13 protein-coding genes are annotated in these 18,057 nt (G+C 64.4%); 7 read left to right on the forward strand and 6 right to left on the reverse strand.

Features of this window, described 5'->3' with window-relative positions:
- Positions 1-884: 884 nt before the first annotated feature.
- Together xseA and sodB are read left to right on the forward strand one after the other, a co-directional pair.
- The gene (gene xseA / locus F7R26_RS03630; RefSeq protein ID WP_150988749.1) at positions 885-2,270 is read left to right on the forward strand and encodes an exodeoxyribonuclease VII large subunit; all 1,386 of its coding nucleotides are present in this window, start codon (positions 885-887) and stop codon (positions 2,268-2,270) included.
- Between the two features lie 153 nt (positions 2,271-2,423).
- Positions 2,424-3,005 carry a superoxide dismutase [Fe] gene (gene sodB / locus F7R26_RS03635; protein ID WP_006157940.1) on the forward strand — a complete coding sequence of 194 codons (582 nt, stop codon included), beginning with the start codon at positions 2,424-2,426 and terminating at the stop codon, positions 3,003-3,005.
- A gap of 205 nt (positions 3,006-3,210) precedes the next feature.
- Here sodB and F7R26_RS03640 read toward each other — a convergent pair whose 3' ends face one another.
- The 6 genes from F7R26_RS03640 to F7R26_RS03665 are packed head-to-tail and all read right to left on the reverse strand — an operon-like array spanning position 3,211 to position 9,148.
- The gene (locus F7R26_RS03640) at positions 3,211-4,248 is read right to left on the reverse strand and encodes a type VI secretion system protein TssA (RefSeq protein WP_150988746.1); all 1,038 of its coding nucleotides are present in this window, start codon (positions 4,246-4,248) and stop codon (positions 3,211-3,213) included.
- A 2-nt stretch (positions 4,249-4,250) separates the two neighbouring features.
- A complete protein-coding gene (gene tssG / locus F7R26_RS03645; protein ID WP_150988743.1) occupies positions 4,251-5,291 on the reverse strand; it encodes a type VI secretion system baseplate subunit TssG in 1,041 nt (346 codons plus the stop codon).
- Positions 5,292-5,293: 2 nt separating this feature from the next.
- On the reverse strand, positions 5,294-7,174 hold the full coding sequence (gene tssF, locus F7R26_RS03650; protein WP_150988740.1) for a type VI secretion system baseplate subunit TssF: 1,881 nt from the start codon (positions 7,172-7,174) through the stop codon (positions 5,294-5,296).
- Positions 7,175-7,178: 4 nt separating this feature from the next.
- Positions 7,179-7,709, reverse strand: a complete 531-nt coding sequence (gene tssE, locus F7R26_RS03655) for a type VI secretion system baseplate subunit TssE (RefSeq protein ID WP_150988737.1) — start codon at positions 7,707-7,709, stop codon at positions 7,179-7,181.
- Positions 7,702-8,538 (reverse strand): type VI secretion system accessory protein TagJ, encoded by an 837-nt coding sequence (locus tag F7R26_RS03660; protein ID WP_150988734.1) that lies wholly within the window; start codon positions 8,536-8,538, stop codon positions 7,702-7,704. The genes tssE and F7R26_RS03660 overlap by 8 nt, the downstream gene beginning before the upstream one ends.
- Positions 8,528-9,148, reverse strand: a complete 621-nt coding sequence (locus F7R26_RS03665) for a TagK domain-containing protein (protein ID WP_150988731.1) — start codon at positions 9,146-9,148, stop codon at positions 8,528-8,530. Before F7R26_RS03665 ends, F7R26_RS03660 begins: the two co-directional genes overlap by 11 nt.
- Positions 9,149-9,679: 531 nt before the next feature.
- On the opposite strand from F7R26_RS03665, the gene tssH reads away from it, so the two are divergent.
- The 5 genes from tssH to F7R26_RS03690 all read left to right on the forward strand — a co-directional run bounded on the left by tssH (position 9,680) and on the right by F7R26_RS03690 (position 17,864).
- A complete protein-coding gene (gene tssH / locus F7R26_RS03670) occupies positions 9,680-12,424 on the forward strand; it encodes a type VI secretion system ATPase TssH (protein ID WP_150988728.1) in 2,745 nt (914 codons plus the stop codon).
- Positions 12,425-12,475: 51 nt separating this feature from the next.
- Complete coding sequence (gene tssB, locus F7R26_RS03675; RefSeq protein WP_150988725.1) at positions 12,476-13,009, forward strand: type VI secretion system contractile sheath small subunit; 534 nt, start codon at positions 12,476-12,478, stop codon at positions 13,007-13,009.
- 49 nt (positions 13,010-13,058) lie between these two features.
- Positions 13,059-14,552: a type VI secretion system contractile sheath large subunit gene (gene tssC / locus F7R26_RS03680; protein ID WP_150988723.1), complete on the forward strand. Its 1,494-nt coding sequence runs from the start codon at positions 13,059-13,061 to the stop codon at positions 14,550-14,552.
- Positions 14,553-14,680: 128 nt separating this feature from the next.
- On the forward strand, positions 14,681-15,166 hold the full coding sequence (locus F7R26_RS03685) for an Hcp family type VI secretion system effector (protein WP_043344077.1): 486 nt from the start codon (positions 14,681-14,683) through the stop codon (positions 15,164-15,166).
- A gap of 58 nt (positions 15,167-15,224) precedes the next feature.
- The gene (locus F7R26_RS03690; RefSeq protein ID WP_150988720.1) at positions 15,225-17,864 is read left to right on the forward strand and encodes a type VI secretion system Vgr family protein; all 2,640 of its coding nucleotides are present in this window, start codon (positions 15,225-15,227) and stop codon (positions 17,862-17,864) included.
- Positions 17,865-18,057 lie beyond the last annotated feature (193 nt).

Raw genomic sequence — 18,057 nt, forward strand, 5'->3', positions numbered from 1 at the left:
GCGACTGGCGGGATGTCCACATGGAACAGGGACAGTGCTGTGGATGAATTGTGGACAGAGGGCTGACAAGGCGGTCAAGTCACTGATTGATAAGGAAAAATTGTGATTCGCTTAAAAAATGGGCAGGCGGCGGGTGACGCGGACATCCTCCGGGGAGGCGCGAAACGCCCAAAACCGGAGTCCGGTCTATCCACATTAAAACAGGACAGTGCTGTGGACCGTTTGTGGACAGACGCCTGAAAAGAAAGCTAAGTCATTGATTGGAAAGGCAGGTATACGTGGTGCCTAAATAATATGCAGGGCACGCCAGATGGGCTTCGCGGGGGCCTCCGACGCCTCGTGAATGAAAAAATCCCGCCATGTCTCCCCCTTTCCACATTCCGCCGGGACAGTCTTGTGGACGGGTTGTGGAAAACTATCTGAGAAGCCACTTAAGTCATTGATTGAAAAGCGCTTCACACATGCTGATTAAAAAATGGGCAACGGCCATTTGCACGGTGTTTTCCAGTCTCCGTGCTCATGCACAGGACATGGCCACGCCATGTCGCGGTTAGGAGGCCTTGCGATCTCTTTTGGCCGCCGGATGGGCATTTCCGGCGGGCAGGAAATAGTTTTCCACAGAAAACGCGTTCTACCCAAGGTTGTCCAGAGTTCCTGTGGATAACTTTGTGAACAAGCCGGGGGCGCAGCCGGTAAGTGTTTGACGCATAAGGGGTTTGCTTACATTGCCTAAAAAATAAGACAGCCGAAAGCGCATAAGAATCAAAGGCTTGTGTCAAGTCATGCGGCTTTGCGGGGTTATTGCCTCCCCCACCCCAAGAGACTTGACAGACCAGTTATGCTGTGGACATGTCAATTCCACGCCGCTTGCCCGGCTGTGCGCCATGTCAGACCCGCTGAACTTTTCGCGTGAAACCCAGCCTATGGCCCCTCCCGGGGCGCGTGAGGCGATTCCCGTCGGAGAGCTGAACCACGCGATCGCCCAGGTACTGGAACGTAGTTTCCCGCTGACCTGGGTCCGGGGCGAAATCTCAAATTTCACACGCGCCGCCAGCGGCCACTGGTATTTCTCGCTCAAGGACGCGCGCGCCCAGATCCGCTGCGTGATGTTCCGCGGGCGCAACCAGCATGTCGACTTCACGCCGCGCGAGGGCGAGGCGGTCGAGGTGCGGGCGCTCGTATCCATGTATGAGGCGCGCGGCGAGCTGCAGCTCGGCGTAGAGGGCATGCGTCGCGCCGGCCTTGGCAATCTGTACGAGGCATTCCTGCGCCTGAAGGAAAAGCTCTCGCAGGCCGGGCTGTTCGCGCCCGAGCGCAAGCGGCCGCTGCCGTTCCACGCCCGCAGCATTGGCGTGATCACCTCGCTGCAGGCGGCGGCCCTGCGCGACGTGATCAGCACGCTGCGCCGGCGTGCCCCGCATGTGCCCGTCGTGGTTTACCCGGTGCCGGTACAGGGCGCCGGCGCCGCGGCGAAGATCGCCGCCATGATCGACACCGCCAGCGAGCGCAACGAATGCGATGTGTTGATCCTGTGCCGCGGCGGCGGCAGCATCGAGGACTTGTGGTCGTTCAATGAGGAGAGCGTGGCGCAGGCCATTGCGCGCTGCGCTGTGCCGGTGGTCTCCGGCGTGGGCCACGAGACCGATTTCACCATCGCCGACTTCGTCGCCGACGTGCGCGCGCCCACGCCCACCGGCGCCGCCGAGCTGGTCAGCCCGGACCGCAGCCATATGCTGCTGCAAGCCAGCCGCGCGCGCGACGCGCTGGCCCAGTGCATGCAGCGCCAGCTCGACCGCCGCGCCCAGAACCTTGACTGGCTGGCCCGCCGCCTGCGCAGCCCGCAAGCGCAGCTGCAGGAGCGCCGCCTGCAGGTCGACAACCTCATGCGTCACCTGCGCTCTGCGCTGCGCGATACCGTGGCCGCCCAGCGGCACCGCCAGCAGGTGCTGGCCATGCGCTGGGCTGCCGGCCGCCCCGACCTGGCCCTCGCCCAGGCCGAGCTGCGCCGCACCGCGCTGCGCCTGCGCGACGCCACGCAGCGTCAGGTCGAGCGCGCCGGCCAGCGCTGGCAGCGTGCCGCCGGCACGCTCGAGGTGCTGGCGCCGCAGCGCACCCTGGAGCGCGGCTATGCTGTGCTGCTGGACCAGCGCGGACGTGCCTTGCGCTCACCGTCGGAGCTGCGCGCGGGCACCGTGATCGAAGTCCATCTGGCCGAAGGCGTGGCCGATGCCAGCCTCGCCAGCGTTCAGCCCCGGCTGGTGGAACGCTAAGCCCGGCGCGCGTCGGCGGGGCGCCGACAGCGCTTGCATATCGATCAAACTAATATGATCGAAGGGGCTTTGTTTGCCGCGTTTGCGCGGGTATGGCAAGTCCCCTACAATCGACAATTCCTGATCTTCAACCCCACAGAAAGAGACAGAACAATGGAACATACTCTCCCCCCGCTGCCTTACGCTCATGATGCGCTCGCTCCGCACATCTCCAAGGAGACCCTGGAGTTCCACCACGACAAGCACCACCAGACCTACGTCACCAACCTGAACAACCTGATCAAGGGCACCGAGTTCGAGAACTCGACGCTCGAAGAGATCGTCAAGAAGTCCTCCGGCGGCATCTTCAACAACGCCGCCCAGGTGTGGAACCACACCTTCTACTGGGACTCGCTCAAGCCCAACGGCGGCGGCCAACCGACCGGCGCGCTGGCTGATGCCATCAACGCCAAGTTCGGCTCCTTCGACAAGTTCAAGGAAGAATTCACCAAGACCGCAGTCGGCACCTTCGGTTCGGGCTGGGCCTGGCTGGTGAAGAAGGCCGACGGCTCGCTGGACCTGGTCTCGACCTCCAACGCCGCTACCCCGCTGACCACCGACGCCAAGCCGCTGCTGACCTGCGACGTGTGGGAACACGCTTACTACATCGACTACCGCAATGCCCGCCCGAAGTATGTCGAGGCATTCTGGAACGTCGTGAACTGGGACTTCGCCAGCAAGAACTTCGCTGGTTGATTTAGCGGTTGCCGCTGCACAAGACGTTGAGAAAAAGCCCCTGGGATTCAGGGGCTTTTTTTTTGTCTTGATGGCGGACCTGCGTCAGCGTTGGTGGCGCGACCCACGCCGGTGACCGGGGCAGCCGCTCGAAACAATACGTTCTGGTGTCTCCGAGCCTACTTAAAGATGCATGGAACGATGCACTCCCCGAACGGTTGGAAGATCACGAATTGTCCTGTGCCCAGCGCTCCACCAGCTCGGCCGGGATGGCCTGGAACACTTCATCGAAGCGTTTGCCGGTCAGCCGCTCGGCTTGCCTGAGCAGTAGCGCTACGGGGCTGCTGGGTTCATGTAGTTCGAACCATTGACGCGCGGAGCGGATGTCGGCGAGGGCACCATCGCGGTCCCGCGGCATGTCGGTGGCTGCATGCTCGGTGGTCGCTCCAGGGGAAAGACCACCTGCGGCACCGTCGCCTGCCGGGGCCGCGACGCTCAGATCGGGCCGCGGCGCGGCGGCGGCAGCGACATTGCCCGTCATCGTGCCGAGTAGCTTGAGCAGCGGGCTCAGGTCGGGGCGGTCGTCCTGGAGGTTGGCTTTTGCCCAGTCGTCGATGGCAGCGGCATATCCCGCGGCTTCGTCCAATGCGAGGAGGGCGGGGCTGTGCTGCTGGCGCAAATCCTGCAATTGCAGGCGCACCGATTCCGGCGGCGGGGCGTCCACGGGCCGTGGCACACCGAGCGAACGCTCGACGTCCCGGACCTGCAGCCGAAGCGCGGCATTGCCCGTGATCGTCAACGCCCGCGCGTCCCGCATCAGCCCGTCCGGGTCGGCCAGTGCGGCCAGTGCGTTGGCGCGCATGGCAGGATCGGCTTCGCCATCGACCATCAATTGCGGATGGATCGCATCCGGCCATTTCGTCAGCAGTTGCGCCAGCGCCGCGAGGCCGTCTCTCAGCCCGGCCGTCTGGGCTAGCCGAGTACGGCACCGCAGCTGCAGCACCAAAATGCGGATGTCGCGCGTTCGCAAGAGCAGGCGCTGGCAGTCGCGCTCCAGCTCGGCCCAGTTGCAGGCTTCCGGCTCACTGACGAAGTCGCCGTACTGTGCGTCCGCCTTCGGAGCGGCCTTGGCCAGAAGCACGACGAATTCAGGGTCGTACTCCAGGTCATCGCCGCATGGCCTGTCGGGAGAGACCGGTTCCAGCAGCTCCGGGAAGGGAAATTCAGGTCTTGGCGCCGGTACGGACTTGGTTTTGGCTTTCATGGTCAATGTGTCGCGTAGTGTTCGGGCTCGAACACCATGCCGGTGATGGCGCGGCTGCGATCCGGTTCGCCCAGCCACGTAGACCAGCCCAGGCGTTCCTGCGAGCCCAGGATGGCGGGTGGCGCCGAGTCAGGGATCACCTGCAGCTCGGCTTCCCAAACGAATTCATGGCCCACGAAGGCGCGCACCCATTCAATGAGCGTTGGAAGGTCCCGGCCGTTGGGCGTAAAGTTCAGGTACTGCTGCAGCCCGAGCGGACCGATCACCAGCCGGAACTTGTGTTGCCGGTCCGGTACCATCTCGCCAAGCATGGCGCCTTGTCCCATGACGCTGGGGGCGCCCGGATGCCCCAGGCGGCTGTGTTCGGCCGGATCGATGGCGATCCAGTGCAGCACATATTCCTCCAGCCTGACGGATACCCCGAAGAAGTGCGAGAGCGTGGCCGCAATGCCATCGGGATTGCGTGCTTCGCGCACCTGGTGCGCACCGGCGGCGAGCCGCGCGTGCGGGGGCAGGGGACTGCGCGCGATCTCTTCGGCTTCGTTGCCCGTCAGCCAGCCGATATAGCGGGAGAACACCTCGTCGTCGCGCCGATCGAGGCCCGCTGCGGCTTGCGAGCCTGCCCAGGCACGGTAGAACTGCGTGAAGGCGCGATGGTGGAACAGATCCAGAAAATCGGCGGTGGTGCTGTCCCGGTGTGTTTCACTGCGCTCCCGTACGATTTCCGTCAGGTGGATCGGCAGTGCCCCATTCGGCCCCAGCATGCCCAGGCCAAACAACTGCACCTTGAGCCGGCCAGGCAGCGGCTGCACCTGCGCGATCTCGCGGGGCGCGAATGTGAGCGCGGCCTGCTGGCCAGCCCGGAATGGCTCGTCGCGCGGCCGGCTGGCCTGCCCGATCGGGGGCAAGTCAGGGTGCCGGGCGGACAGATGCCGCAGGAGCCCCAGAAAGCTCAGCTTCCACGGCGCCTGGCCGGCGTAGCTTCCTGGCGGCGCCGGGGCCGTTAGCGCTGGCGGCGCGTTGTCGTCGTGTCCTTTGTACATGGCTACACGGCGCTACGGCCGCCCATGCGCACGGGCCAACGATGCACCAGGCCGCGTTGCATCGAGTGCAGTTCGGTCTGCGTGAAGACGTTGACTGACACGTGACGCGCCAGGAAATGCTCCAGCACCACGCCAAACAGGTATGGGCTGATGCCGGAGAAGCCGCCTTCGTCCACGGTAAGCTGGCACTGGATGCCACGGCCGTAGATCAACGGGCCGTTGCCCGGCAGCCGTCGCATGACCGGCTCCACCTTCGAGCCGATCAGGCTCTGGATCTGCGCCTGGTGCGCCAGATCGTCGCTCGCCACGAAAAGCCGCAGCATGTCACGCAGACCCTGGCCGCCCGAGCGATGTTCCAGGTCGGTCAGCGACAGGTAGTTGAAGCCCAATAGCCGAATCAGCCGCCAGGCCATTTCGCCGTCCGCATAAGGTGGCCGAGGTGCCGACGGCGCACGGATCAGGCCGATCCCGTCCACGGGGATGGATGCCGCCGGGGTCAGGTCGTGCAGGCCATCGCGCGGTACCAGATTGGGCAAGTCGCGATTGGTGACCAGTGACTCCACCGACAGGTAGCGCAAGGTGTCCGGGTAAGGGGCCTCGTGCTGGTCCACCAGCGACACGAACAGCTCGGTACCGACGTATGCGGTGCGAGTGCCGTACTTGCGAGCCTGCTCCGAGAGCATCCGGCGCTCGCGCCGCAGGGAAAAGTAGCGGCCGTGATTGCCCTCGTCACTGTTGAGCGTGGCAAAGAGCGGCTGAAAGGCAATGCTGGCACTGTGCTCGGACTTTTGCCCGGAGAGCTGCTTGACGGCATAGATCTCGTAGTCGAGCGGATGCTGTCGGTCGGCGACCAAATGGAAGTCGGTGCGCCCGGGTGTGATCTCGATGCGATCGGTGCGTTTCGGGAACAGATTGACCACCGGGGTGCAAAAGAGCGCGAACTGATCCCGGTCGACCTGGCTGGTCAGATTGCCAGGCGGCTTTGACAGCAACACGACGATCTCGGCTTCCTTGCCGCGGATCCGGCCGAGCCCTTGTGCCAGCTTGTTGAGGCCGAAGAAGTAGAAGCGCTGCGGGCACGCGAAATACTCATGCAACAGGTTGTGCCCAAAGAAGTTGTTCCACGGCAACGGCAGCGCGCCTTCGCCCGGACCCATGCCCACATAGCTGACGGCATCCTCTGTCACCGCGTAGGGGCGTTCGCTCATGGCGCCGGGCTGCCCGATCAGCGTGGCGACGCCGGCGCTGTGCAAGAGTTCGAACAGGTGCGAGGCGATCTGGTCGTCCCCGCACAGATAAACTGGCAACTGGTCCAGGCCGGGCAATTGATCGAAGTTGGCCTCGCGCGTGCAGCGCAGGCGTAGGCGCAGCGCTCCCTGTACCGTCAGGTGGGCAGGCACGTAGCGTTCCAGCCCGCGAATGTCCGGTGGAATGCCAGTGAGCCGGGCTTCGGTGATTTCGAGCGGCCACAGCGTCAGCGGTTGCGTGGTCCTGAACTGGCAGGCCGTCTTCTCGCCCGGCGCCGGCGCGGCATCGAGCTGCGCGCCGCGCGGCACCGCCACGCCGCGGGCAAGATTGCCCGCGATCCGGCTGGGGCGGAACTGTGCGACAGCAATCGACGGCGTCGGCGCAACGTAGTTCGGGTAGACCACCTCCAGCAGCCGCTGCGTAAAGCGCGGAAACTCCGCATCGAGCTTGATCTGGGTGCGCGCCGACAGAAAGCAGAACGCCTCGATCAGGCGTTCCACATAGGGATCGGCCACCTCGGTGCCATGCATGCCCAGGCGCCTCGCCACCTTCGGGTGCTGATTGGCGAATTCCGCGGCCAGCTCGCGCATGTAGACGAGCTCGCGGTTGTAATAGTCGAGCAGTTGCGGATCCATGGCGTCAGGTGGTGTGAATCGATTGGACGCTCATCCGGCTGGTTTCCAGGTCGAGCGAGCTTTGGGCAGTGAATGCCATCGGGTACGGGTCCATATGGATCAGGCCCTTGATCTCGAAAACCAGGGTGTTGTAGCGCTGCGGCGCGTCTTCCTTCAAAAGCGGCTTCACGTCCAGCGAGCCGGGAATGAGCCGGGGCTCGAAGTCCAGGATGGCGCGCCTGACGATGTTGACGATGTCGTTCCACTTATGCTCGGACAGGTAACTGCCGGCGACCGGTGGTACCCCATAGTTGATCGTCGATGCAGCGGCAGCGGGATAGCGCTGGCGATCGATCTCATCCTCGCGGTTGGTGGTATTGAGCAGATAAGTGAGATCGCGCTGGATGATCTCGCGCATCTGGGCGCGTGTGACGGTGTATTCGTTCGCGCTTTCGGTCTGCCGTTGGGGCGCGTCGTCGTGCAGCCGGTCAAAGAGCGTCGGCAGCAGCTGCGTATTCGGGCGGCGCGGTACCCGCGGCGGGCGGTGGTCAGCCATGCCCGGTAACCAGAGTGAGGGTCGCCACATCGAGCATGGCCACATCGCCCGCATCCGTCATCCAGGTCTTCTGGCCGAATCCGATGACACCGGTTTCGCCTACTTCGGCCCAGCTGGTTTCGCGGGCGAGCCGGATGGCGTCGCTGCCCTGCTCAGAGTCAGGGTAGCGCACCGGCATGAAGCCACGGCTGACCACACCGTCGGAGAGCGTCACGGTGGCCGGGCGCCACAGCAGATCGAGCAAGCCGGCAGGCTCGGCCAGCTCAAGCTTTTGCATCTGGGCAAAAGGCAGCCAGGCGTAGCGGCCCGCCGCCACGATTTCGCAGGTCGGGCCCAGGCGCGTGTCGGTGTCGGTGATCCACGCGAAGCGCACACCGTCGTGCATGCCGGGCGAGGCCGGGACCTCCGACAGTGCCAGGTTGCGGCTGCTATCGGCGGCGGCGATGTCACCGGCTTTGGTTTGTACCAGCGCGACGTGCAGCCCGGGCATCCAGGCCGGGGCCGGTAGCAGGGAGCCGGGGGCGCGCCGGCCTGCGAAGACCTCGCACCGGAACACCTCCGCGCGGATCAAGTCGCGGTAGACATGCGCGGTTTGCGCAAAGTCGGGTGCGAGCTGCGTGGCCACCTGCAGTTGCCGGAGCGCGCGCGTCCAGTCGCCAACCACGCACAGCCACTGGAATAGCTGCCAACGGGAGTCAAATGAGCCGGGCTGCAGGCGCACCAGGCCTTCCGCTGCGCGGAGCGCGCCGGCGGCCGAACCGGTTCGGCGCAGGACCGACGATAGCCCGGCGTCGCGTGTGCTTTCGGGGGCTTGCGTATCAAGCGCCATGATCGGGCTCCGGCGTTGGCGTTGGCTTTTGCGGTTGTGCCTGTGCAGGGCGGTAGGCGCTATCCATCGAGACGAGGTGGTGTTCGCGGCGGGTAAGGGGGGCGGCCACGTCACGGCGCCTGGTGGGCACGATGTCCCCTGCGAAGAGCCAGAGCACGTCCGGCGCGGGCGGGATCACAAAGAGCGGGGGGGCATCCAGGGTCTGCGGGGAGCCAATCAGGGCGTTGATGTGGCCGGCGGTGGCAAGCATGTCCATCAAGCTGTGGGTAGGGTCGGCCTCGCGTGCGAGCATCTGCAGCGGGTTCCGCGCGATCTCCGCCGGTACAACCGATGCCACCCCAGTGCTGGCCTCCAGGTCGGCGCTCACGTAGTCGGGATCGCGCAGCGCCGCCTCGGCTTCGCGTTTGAGATGCTCGAGCACGTTAGTCCGATCGGGGGCAGCTGTTTGCGCTGTGCGCTCGCCAGCGGCTGGTCTCAGCACCGAGAACGGATCGGCAGTGCCCGGGTGCATCCCGCCGAGCGCATCCCAAGGCCAGGGCATATCGCTATCGCGGTCGAATCCGGGGGCGGTGGCGCCGGTCCCTGCCGGGAGGGTCTGCGAGTCGCTCATGACCTTGCCTCGCTAGTGATAGGTTCAGGAATGGGCCCGATGATAATCGAAAATCGCGGCTAGACAAAATGCAAGCGGATGTCATTAATTGCGGTCTTCGAGGTGGATTCGAATTAATGATACATCGTCCTAATATTTTTAGGACTTGTCCTATAAAAACGTCGACATTGTCCTATAAAGCGCCGAATTTTTTCGGAATCCATATTGGGAAATTTCCGAATTTTTCATGTCTCGTTCCGTGATAGTCGCAACTTGCTGTGCCTCCATGCTGGACGTGATAGACGCGCGCGTGGACGTGATAGACGCGCGCGTATTGGTTAATTTTGGCTATTTGACTGCCACGAATCCACGGCGATCTGGCTTCCTGTCTGGTCACGCAAGCCGCTCTGTGATGATTGCCGAAGGGGTTTACGCATCTAATGTTTTTGCCATATCCTAAAAAGGGGTTAATCAATGACTCCATCGCAAGGACTCCATCGGGCAAGCGCAGTCGATCGCAGTCGATCATTCAAAAAAAGAGCAAGGCATCAAATGGACATTTCGCGTCAGGCGCTGTTCGGCCGACTCAATCCCACCCTATTCAAGGCGATCGAAAGCGCGACCGCCTTCTGCAAACTCCGCGGCAACCCGTACGTGGAGCTTGTGCATTGGCTGCACCAGTTGCTGCAGGCCCCCGATGGCGACTTTCAGCGGATCCTGCGCCATGCCGGCGCCGACCTGCCCGCCCTGGAAGCCGACCTGACGCGCGCGCTGGGCTTGCTGCCAGCCGGCGCCACGTCGATCAGCGACTTCTCGTTCCAGATCGAGTCCGCCATGGAGCGGGCGTGGGTCTACGCGACGCTTGCCTTCGCCGATGACCACGTGCGCGGCGCCTACCTGCTGAGCGCACTGCTCAAGACGCCGGAACTGCGCCGTACGGTGCTGGGCATCTCGAATCAGTTCGCGAAGGTACGTGCCGATGACCTGGTCGAAGCCGTTCCCGTGTTGGTCGCGCAGTCGCCCGAAAGCCGGGAAGCGGCCTACGACGGCAGTGGCCTCGCACCGGCCACGCCTGGCGAGGCCAGCGGCGCCATGGCGCCCACGGGTTCCGGCAAGTCTGCCCTTGGCCAGTACTGCCTCGACCTGACCGAGGAGGCCCGCGCCGGCCGGCTGGATCCGGTGATTGGCCGTGAGCACGAGATCCGCACCATGACGGATATCCTGCTGCGCCGCCGCCAGAACAATCCGCTTTTGACGGGAGAGGCTGGGGTTGGCAAGACCGCCGTCATCGAGGGGCTCGCCCAGGCCATCGCTGCCGGCACGGTGCCGCCGAGCTTGAAGGATATCCGGCTCCTGAGTCTCGACGTCGGGGCGCTGCTGGCCGGCGCCAGCATGAAAGGTGAATTCGAGGCGCGGCTGAAAGGCGTGCTGGAGGAAGCCGCCAGGTCCCAGACGCCGGTGATCCTGTTTGTGGATGAAGTCCACACGCTGGTCGGCGCCGGCGGCCAGGCCGGCACGGGCGACGCTGCCAATCTGCTCAAGCCGGCGCTCGCGCGAGGCGCGCTGCGCACGATTGGTGCTACCACCTGGAGCGAATACAAGCGCCACATCGAGAAAGATCCGGCGCTCACGCGCCGGTTCCAGGTCCTGCAGGTGATGGAGCCGGAAGAAGCCAAGGCTGTCGCCATGGTGCGGGGGCTGGTCGCCACCTTCGAGGCGCACCACCGGGTGTTCATCCGCGACGAAGCGGTGCGTGCCGCCGTCAAGCTCTCGCATCGTTATATCCCCTCCCGGCAGTTGCCGGACAAGGCCATCAGCCTGCTCGACACCGCTTGCGCCCGCGTGGCGCTGTCACTGCACGCCCCACCGGCGGAAGTCGAGCACTTGCGCCAGCAACTGGCCGCTGCCGACGCCGAATGTGCGCTGCTCGCCAAGGAAGCCGGCTTCGGCAAAGCAGATGCCGCGCGGATAGCCGTCGTGCATGCCCAGCGCGCGCAGATCGATGCCGACCTGGCGCAGGCCGAAGCGCGCTGGGAGCGCGAACGAAGCCTGGCGAGCGACCTGGTTGCACGCCGGCAGGCGCTGGCCCAACACCCGGCGATCGAGCCGGTGATCGAGCCGGTGATCGAGCCGGCGATCACGGCGCAGCCTCAGCAGTCTCTGGCAGAGCTGGAAGCCGACCTGCGTGCGGCGCAAGGGGAAGCGCCGCTTGTGTACACGGAAGTGGACGAAGCCGTGGTCGCGGCCATTGTCGCCGACTGGACGGGCATCCCGGTCGGGCGCATGGTCGCGGACGAGGTGGCCACGGTCATGCGGTTGCCGCAGACCCTTGGCACTCGCGTCATCGGCCAGGACCACGCGCTGGCCCAGCTTGGCGAGCGCGTCCAGACCGCCCGCGCGCAATTGACCGATCCCGGCAAGCCGGTCGGCGTGTTCCTGCTGGTAGGCCCCTCCGGCGTCGGCAAGACCGAGACGGCCCTGGCGCTGGCCGATGCCCTCTATGGCGGCGAGCAGAACCTCATCACCATCAACCTCTCCGAATTCCAGGAGCCGCACACGGTGTCGACCCTCAAGGGCGCACCGCCGGGCTATGTCGGCTACGGCGAAGGGGGCGTGCTGACCGAAGCGGTGCGCCGCCGGCCCTACAGCGTGGTGCTGCTTGACGAGGTCGAGAAGGCGCATGCCGACGTCCACGAAGTCTTCTATCAGGTGTTCGACAAGGGCTACATGGAAGACGGCGAAGGGCGCCACATCGACTTCAAGAACACCATCCTGCTGCTTACCAGCAACGCTGCCTCGGATCTCCTGGCGAATCTCTGCGAAGACCCGGCGCTGATGCCGGAGCCCGCCGCGCTGCGCGACGCGCTGATGCCGGAGCTGCGCAAAGTCTTCCCGGCGGCGTTCCTCGGCCGCCTGGTGATCGTGCCCTACCTGCCGCTTGCCGCCGAACACCTCGGGCGCATCGTGCGCCTGCACCTGGGCCGCGTCGTGGCACGCATGCACGACCAGCACGGCATTGCGCTCAGCTATGGCGACGCCGTGGTCGAGTTCATCGTGGCGCGCTGCCCGGTTGGCGAAACCGGAGCTCGCCGTTTGATCAGCTTTATCGAGCAGGTCGTCCAGCCGCAACTGGCTCGCCTGTGGCTGTCGGCGATATCGGAGAAGCGCCAGCTGGCCGCGATCGACATCCGGCTGGCGGGAGAACCGCCAGATGCGCCTGTACTGACCTATCACACCGAGTACCGTGCCGGCCACGACGCTGTTGGGCCGGAATATCCCGAAGCCGAAGCGGCCTGACGCCGTGCGGCACGTCCTTGCAACCCCTCTTGTCACCCGTTGAGGAGACCTATGTCTGTTGTGAACAGTTCGCAGAAATTCATCGCGCGCAATCGCGCGCCGCGTGTGCAGATCGAGTACGACGTCGAGGTCTATGGCTCGGAGAAGCGCATCGAGTTGCCCTTCGTGATGGGCGTCCTGGCCGACCTGTCGGGCAAGCCCGCCGAGCCGCTGCCGCCGGTCGCCGACCGCAAGTTCCTCGAGATCGATATCGACAACTTCGACGAGCGCATGAAGGCGATGAAGCCTCGTGTTGCGTTCGCGGTTCCCAATACGCTGGCCGGCGGCGGCCAGCTGATGGTCGACATGACCTTCGAGAGCATCGAGGACTTCTCGCCAGCGGCGGTGGCCGGCAAGGTCGATGCGCTGCGGCAATTGCTGGAGGCCCGCACGCAACTCGCGAACCTGCAGACGTACATGGATGGCAAGTCGGGTGCCGAATCGCTGATCAATCAGCTGCTGCAGGACCCCGCGCTGCTGCAATCGCTCGCCAAGGCGCCCAAGCCCCAGGCTACCGATGGCGACGCCCAGGCGTCCCAGGCCTGACCGGAACGGCTTCTTGCCTACCTGAACAACCTTATCAAGCAAGGATTCCATGGCTTCCGCCCAACAAAAGCAACAGCAAGCCCTCGCGACCGTAGAGCAATCGGACTTCGCGGCACTGATCAGCCGCGAGTTCTCGCCCAAGACCGACCAGGCCCGCGAAGCCGTCGATCTCGCCGTCAAGACCCTGGCCGAGCAGGCGCTCGCCAGCTCGTTCACCATGAGCGACGATGCGTACAAGAGCATCGAAGCCATCATCGGCGCCATCGACACGAAGCTCTCCGAGCAGATCAACCTGATCCTGCACCACGAAGCATTCCAGAAGCTGGAGTCGGCCTGGCGCGGCCTGCATCACCTGGTCTCGAACACCGAGACCGACGACAAGCTGCGGATCCGCGTGATGGATGTGTCCAAGGACGACCTGCGTCGCACGCTGCGCCGGTACAAGGGCATCGGCTGGGACCAGAGCCCGTTCTTCAAGCGCATCTACGAAGAGGAATACGGCCAGCTCGGCGGCGAACCGTACGGCTGCCTGGTCGCCGACTACTACTTCGACCACACCCCGCCCGACGTGGAGCTGCTGGGTTCGCTCGCCAAGATCTCGGCGGCCGCCCATGCGCCGTTCATCGCCGGCGCATCGCCGTCCGTGCTGCAGATGGACTCGTGGCAGGAGCTGGCCAACCCGCGCGACCTGTCCAAGATCTTCCAGAACCTGGAATACGCGCCGTGGAACAGCCTGCGCAACTCGGAAGACGCACGCTACGTGGGGCTGGCCATGCCGCGCTTCCTGTCGCGCTTGCCATACGGCATCAAGACCAACCCGGTTGATGAATTCGACTTCGAGGAAGACACCGACGGCGCCGATCACCGCAAGTATGTGTGGAGCAACGCCGCCTACGCCATGGCGGTGAACATCAACCGCTCGTTCAAGCTGTACGGCTGGTGCACGCTGATCCGCGGCGTGGAGAGCGGTGGTGTGGTGGAGAACCTGCCGTGCCACACCTTCCCGACCGACGATGGCGGCCTCGACATGAAGTGCCCGACCGAGATCGCCATCTCAGATCGCCGTGAAGCTGAGTTGTCGAAGAACGGCTTTATCTCGCTGGTCCACCGCAAGAACACCGACTATGCGGCCTTCATCGGCGCGCAGTCGATGCAAAAGCCGGCCGAGTATTACGACGCCGACGCGACGGCCAACGCCAACCTGTCGGCACGGCTGCCCTACCTGTTTGCCTGCTCGCGCTTCGCCCACTACCTGAAGTGCATCGTGCGCGACAAGATCGGGGCTTTCAAGGAGCGCGAGGACATGCAGCGCTGGCTCAACGAATGGATCATGAACTACGTTGACGCCGACCCGGCCAACTCCTCGCAGGAGACCAAGGCCCGCCGTCCGCTCGCGGCCGCCGAAGTGGTCGTCGAGGAAATGGAAGGCAACCCCGGCTACTACAGCGCCAAGTTCTTCCTGCGCCCGCACTTCCAGCTCGAAGGCCTGACGGTGTCGCTGCGACTGGTGGCGCGCCTGCCATCGGTCAAGGACGCCGCCTGAGCGTCGTCCGAAGCCTGAAATGTACCGGTAGTCCCGCATCAGGCACCCCCGCCCCTGATCCCTTGGGGGCGGGGGCCTTGTTGTGGCTCTTGTCTGCAGTACCTGTCTTAACGTGAAGGAGTTTTGCAATGGCACAGGACATTTTCCTGAAGATCAACGGCATCGACGGCGAGTCGCAGGACACCTCGCACAAGAACGAAATCGAAGTGCTGGCCTGGGACTGGAGCATCGAGCAGCAGTCCACCATGCACGCGGGCAGCGGCGGCGGCGCCGGCAAGGCCACCGTGTCGGACCTGTCCTTCGACCACTTCATCGATCGCGCTTCGCCCAACCTGATGAAGTACTGCCTGACCGGCAAGCACATCAACGAAGCGGTGCTGGTCGTGCGCAAGGCCGGCGGCAATCCGCTCGAATACCTGAAGCTCACCATGACCGACGTGGTCGTCACCAAGGTGAGCCCGAAGGGTTCGGTGGATGACGAGTTGCGCATGCGCGAGAAGGTATCGCTGTCGTTCTCCAAGATCAAGCAGGAGTACGTGGTGCAGAACGCCCAGGGCGGCAGCGGCGGCGCCGTGACCGCGGGCTACGACATCAAGGGCAACAAGGAAGCCTGATTGTCATGACAGTGCCCGCCGGCCACGCCTGACGTAGCCGGCGGGATCGCTGAACCGCATGGCAAGACGGCGCCGGACAGTCGGCGTCTCCAGTGCAGCCATCCCTGACCTGCTCGGGCAGCCGCAGCTGGAATTTGTGCGGCTCTCCGGCCATGAAGGCTTGAGCGAACTCTTTACTTACAAGGTGGATCTGCGAGCGGTCTCGCCCGCGGCCAAGCAGTTCCTCGCCGAGGCGGACCCCGATGACATGATCGGGCGCGAGATGACGGTGACGATCGAGCTCGATGGCATGGGCACGGGCCTGCTGGGCGGTGTTGGTGCCGGGCAGCGGGAGATCACGGGTGTCATCTCGGAGATCGAACAGGTTGGCGGCGCTGCGGAGAATCGCCTGTACCGGTTCACGCTGCGACCCTGGTTGTGGCTCGCCACACAGACTTCGGATTTCAAGCCCTTCCAGAAGAGGACCGTCATCGAGATCCTGGATGAGGTCCTGGCGGACTATCCGTTCTCGGTGGAGAAGCGTCTTGACGTATCGATCTACCCCAAGCTGGTCTGGGAAGTGCAGAGCGGCGAAACCGATGCCCATTTCATCCAGCGCCTGACCGAAGAATATGGCATCACGTACTTCTTTGAGCACGACGGCGGGCACCATCGGCTGATCCTGGCCTCCGAAACGGGGGCGTATCGCAGTTTCCCCAGTGAGGCCTATCACACGCTGCCCATCTATCCGCATGGATTCAAGGTGGATCAGGAACACCTGGTGCGCCTCGATCCGGTCAACCGCTTGCGCACGGGCAAGGTCACGCTGAAAGACTATGACTTCCGCAAGCCGCGGGCGGACCTGACCACCGACAACAGCCAGCCACGCGAAACCGGCTTTGCCGACTTTGAGCGCTACGAGTACCCGGGCGACTATGTCGAGCCGGCGGTAGGCGACATGCGGGCGAGGATTCGCATGGAAGAGCGCCGTGCCCGGGGCCGGCGCGTGCGTGGTGTCGGTGCCTTGCGTGGCGTGGCGCCGGGCTGCACCTACATGGTGAGCAATCACGGCAATCCCGCGTTGAACCGGGAGTACCTCGTGACCAGCACGACGTTCGACCTGGAGGACGTCGGCGGCGAGTCCGGCAGCCGGCAGCGGTTTGCCTGCCGTGTGGCTTTTGAAGGCCATCCCACCGACGAAGTCTTCCGTCCGCCGCGTACGGTCGGCAAGCCGCGCGTCGCCGGCCTGCAGCGGGCGGTCGTGACCGGGCCGAAGAACCAGGAAATCTGGTGCGATGAGCACGGGAGCGTGAACATCCAGTTTGAATGGGACCGCTATGGGAAGCACGACGAGAACTCCTCACCGTGGATTCGTGTCGTCAACGGCTGGTCCGGCGAGCAGTTTGGCGCCATGCATATTCCGCGTATCGGCCAGGAGGTCATTGTTGCCTTCCTCAACGGCGATCCGGACTGCCCGCTGATCGTCGGGCGGGCACCGAACCAGCTCAACATGCCGCCGTGGGCGCTGCCGGGGCAGCATGCGCTGTCAGGGATTCGAAGCAAGGAGTTGTTTGGCGAGCGTCACAACCATCTGTTGATGGACGACACGCAGGACCAGATACAGGCGCAACTGTCCTCCGATCACCAGGCCTCGCAGCTGAATCTGGGCTATCTGACCGGGGTGCCCGACAATGCCGGGCGCAAAGACAAGCGCGGCGAAGGCTTTGATCTGCGCACCGACGGCCACGGTGCCGTACGCGGCGGGAAGGGCTTGTTCTTTACCGCGGAAGGGCAGGCCGCCGCAGTGGGTGGGCACCTGTCGCGCGACGAGTTCATCCGCTGCATGGAAGCGGCGTTGGAGGCGGCCAGGTCGTTGGGCGACTATGGCCATGCGCATGAAGGACTGGCCGCCGACACCGAGCCGCAGGCCAGGCTCACGCAGGCCGTCAAGGAATGGCACGCTGGCGCCAACAATCATCAAGATGCGCCAGGCGAGGGAGGTCAGCCCCTGATCGGAGCCTATGCACCGGCGGGTATGGCGTTCGCCACGCCCAGGGTGCTGACTACCTATGCCGGCAAGCATATCGACACCGTCTCCAGGCTCAACCAGCACCTGACGGCGGGGCAGCGGTTCATCGTCAACGCGGGTCAGGGGATCAGCAGCTTTGCGCACAGCGGTGACATCCGCACCCTTGCCCACAAGGGCAATGTCATGACGCAAGCGCAGGGCGGCAGCGTCATGACCAATGCGTTGAACGACATCACGATGACGGCCACCCATGGCGCGATTCTGCTCAACGCCAAGGCCAGCATCACCTTCATGAGCGGCAATGCGGGTATCCGTATCGCCGACGGCTGCGTCGATGTCTTCGGGCCGACGCGCGTGCACCTTAACACCGGAGACTTCGACGTGCCGGGCGCGCAGAGCATCCATGGTGCCTTGCCGCGATTCGAAGCCGCCGATACGGGCCGCTTGTTCCGACTGGTGCGCCCGCTTGACAACCAGCCGGTGGCGAACATGCCTTACCGGATCGTGAAGGCAGACGGCAGCGTGGTGACGGGAGTCAGTAATGCCAAAGGCGAAACGGATCTCTACGCATCGGACGCGGCGGAAGCGCTCTCGATAACGTTCGGTAAAGGGCCGTCCGGCGATGGCGGACCGGTTGCCGTGCAAATGCCGCAGGCAGGGGCGAACGGCGAGGGGACTGAACGTGCATAGATTCTCAGCTGGCGCGGATCGGGACGTCTCCGAGGGCTGGTTGCGCGATGTTGACCGCGAGAAGTTTCCCGCTCAGCCCTGCCATGACGCACCGCCAGTTTCCGTCCGTCGCCGCCATGACCATTTCCATTGCATCGTGAGCCACACATGATCCAACAAGCCGACTACAGTGCCGAATCACTGACCCTGCCCG

This window comes from Cupriavidus basilensis (genome assembly GCF_008801925.2).
GTDB lineage: Bacteria > Pseudomonadota > Gammaproteobacteria > Burkholderiales > Burkholderiaceae > Cupriavidus > Cupriavidus basilensis.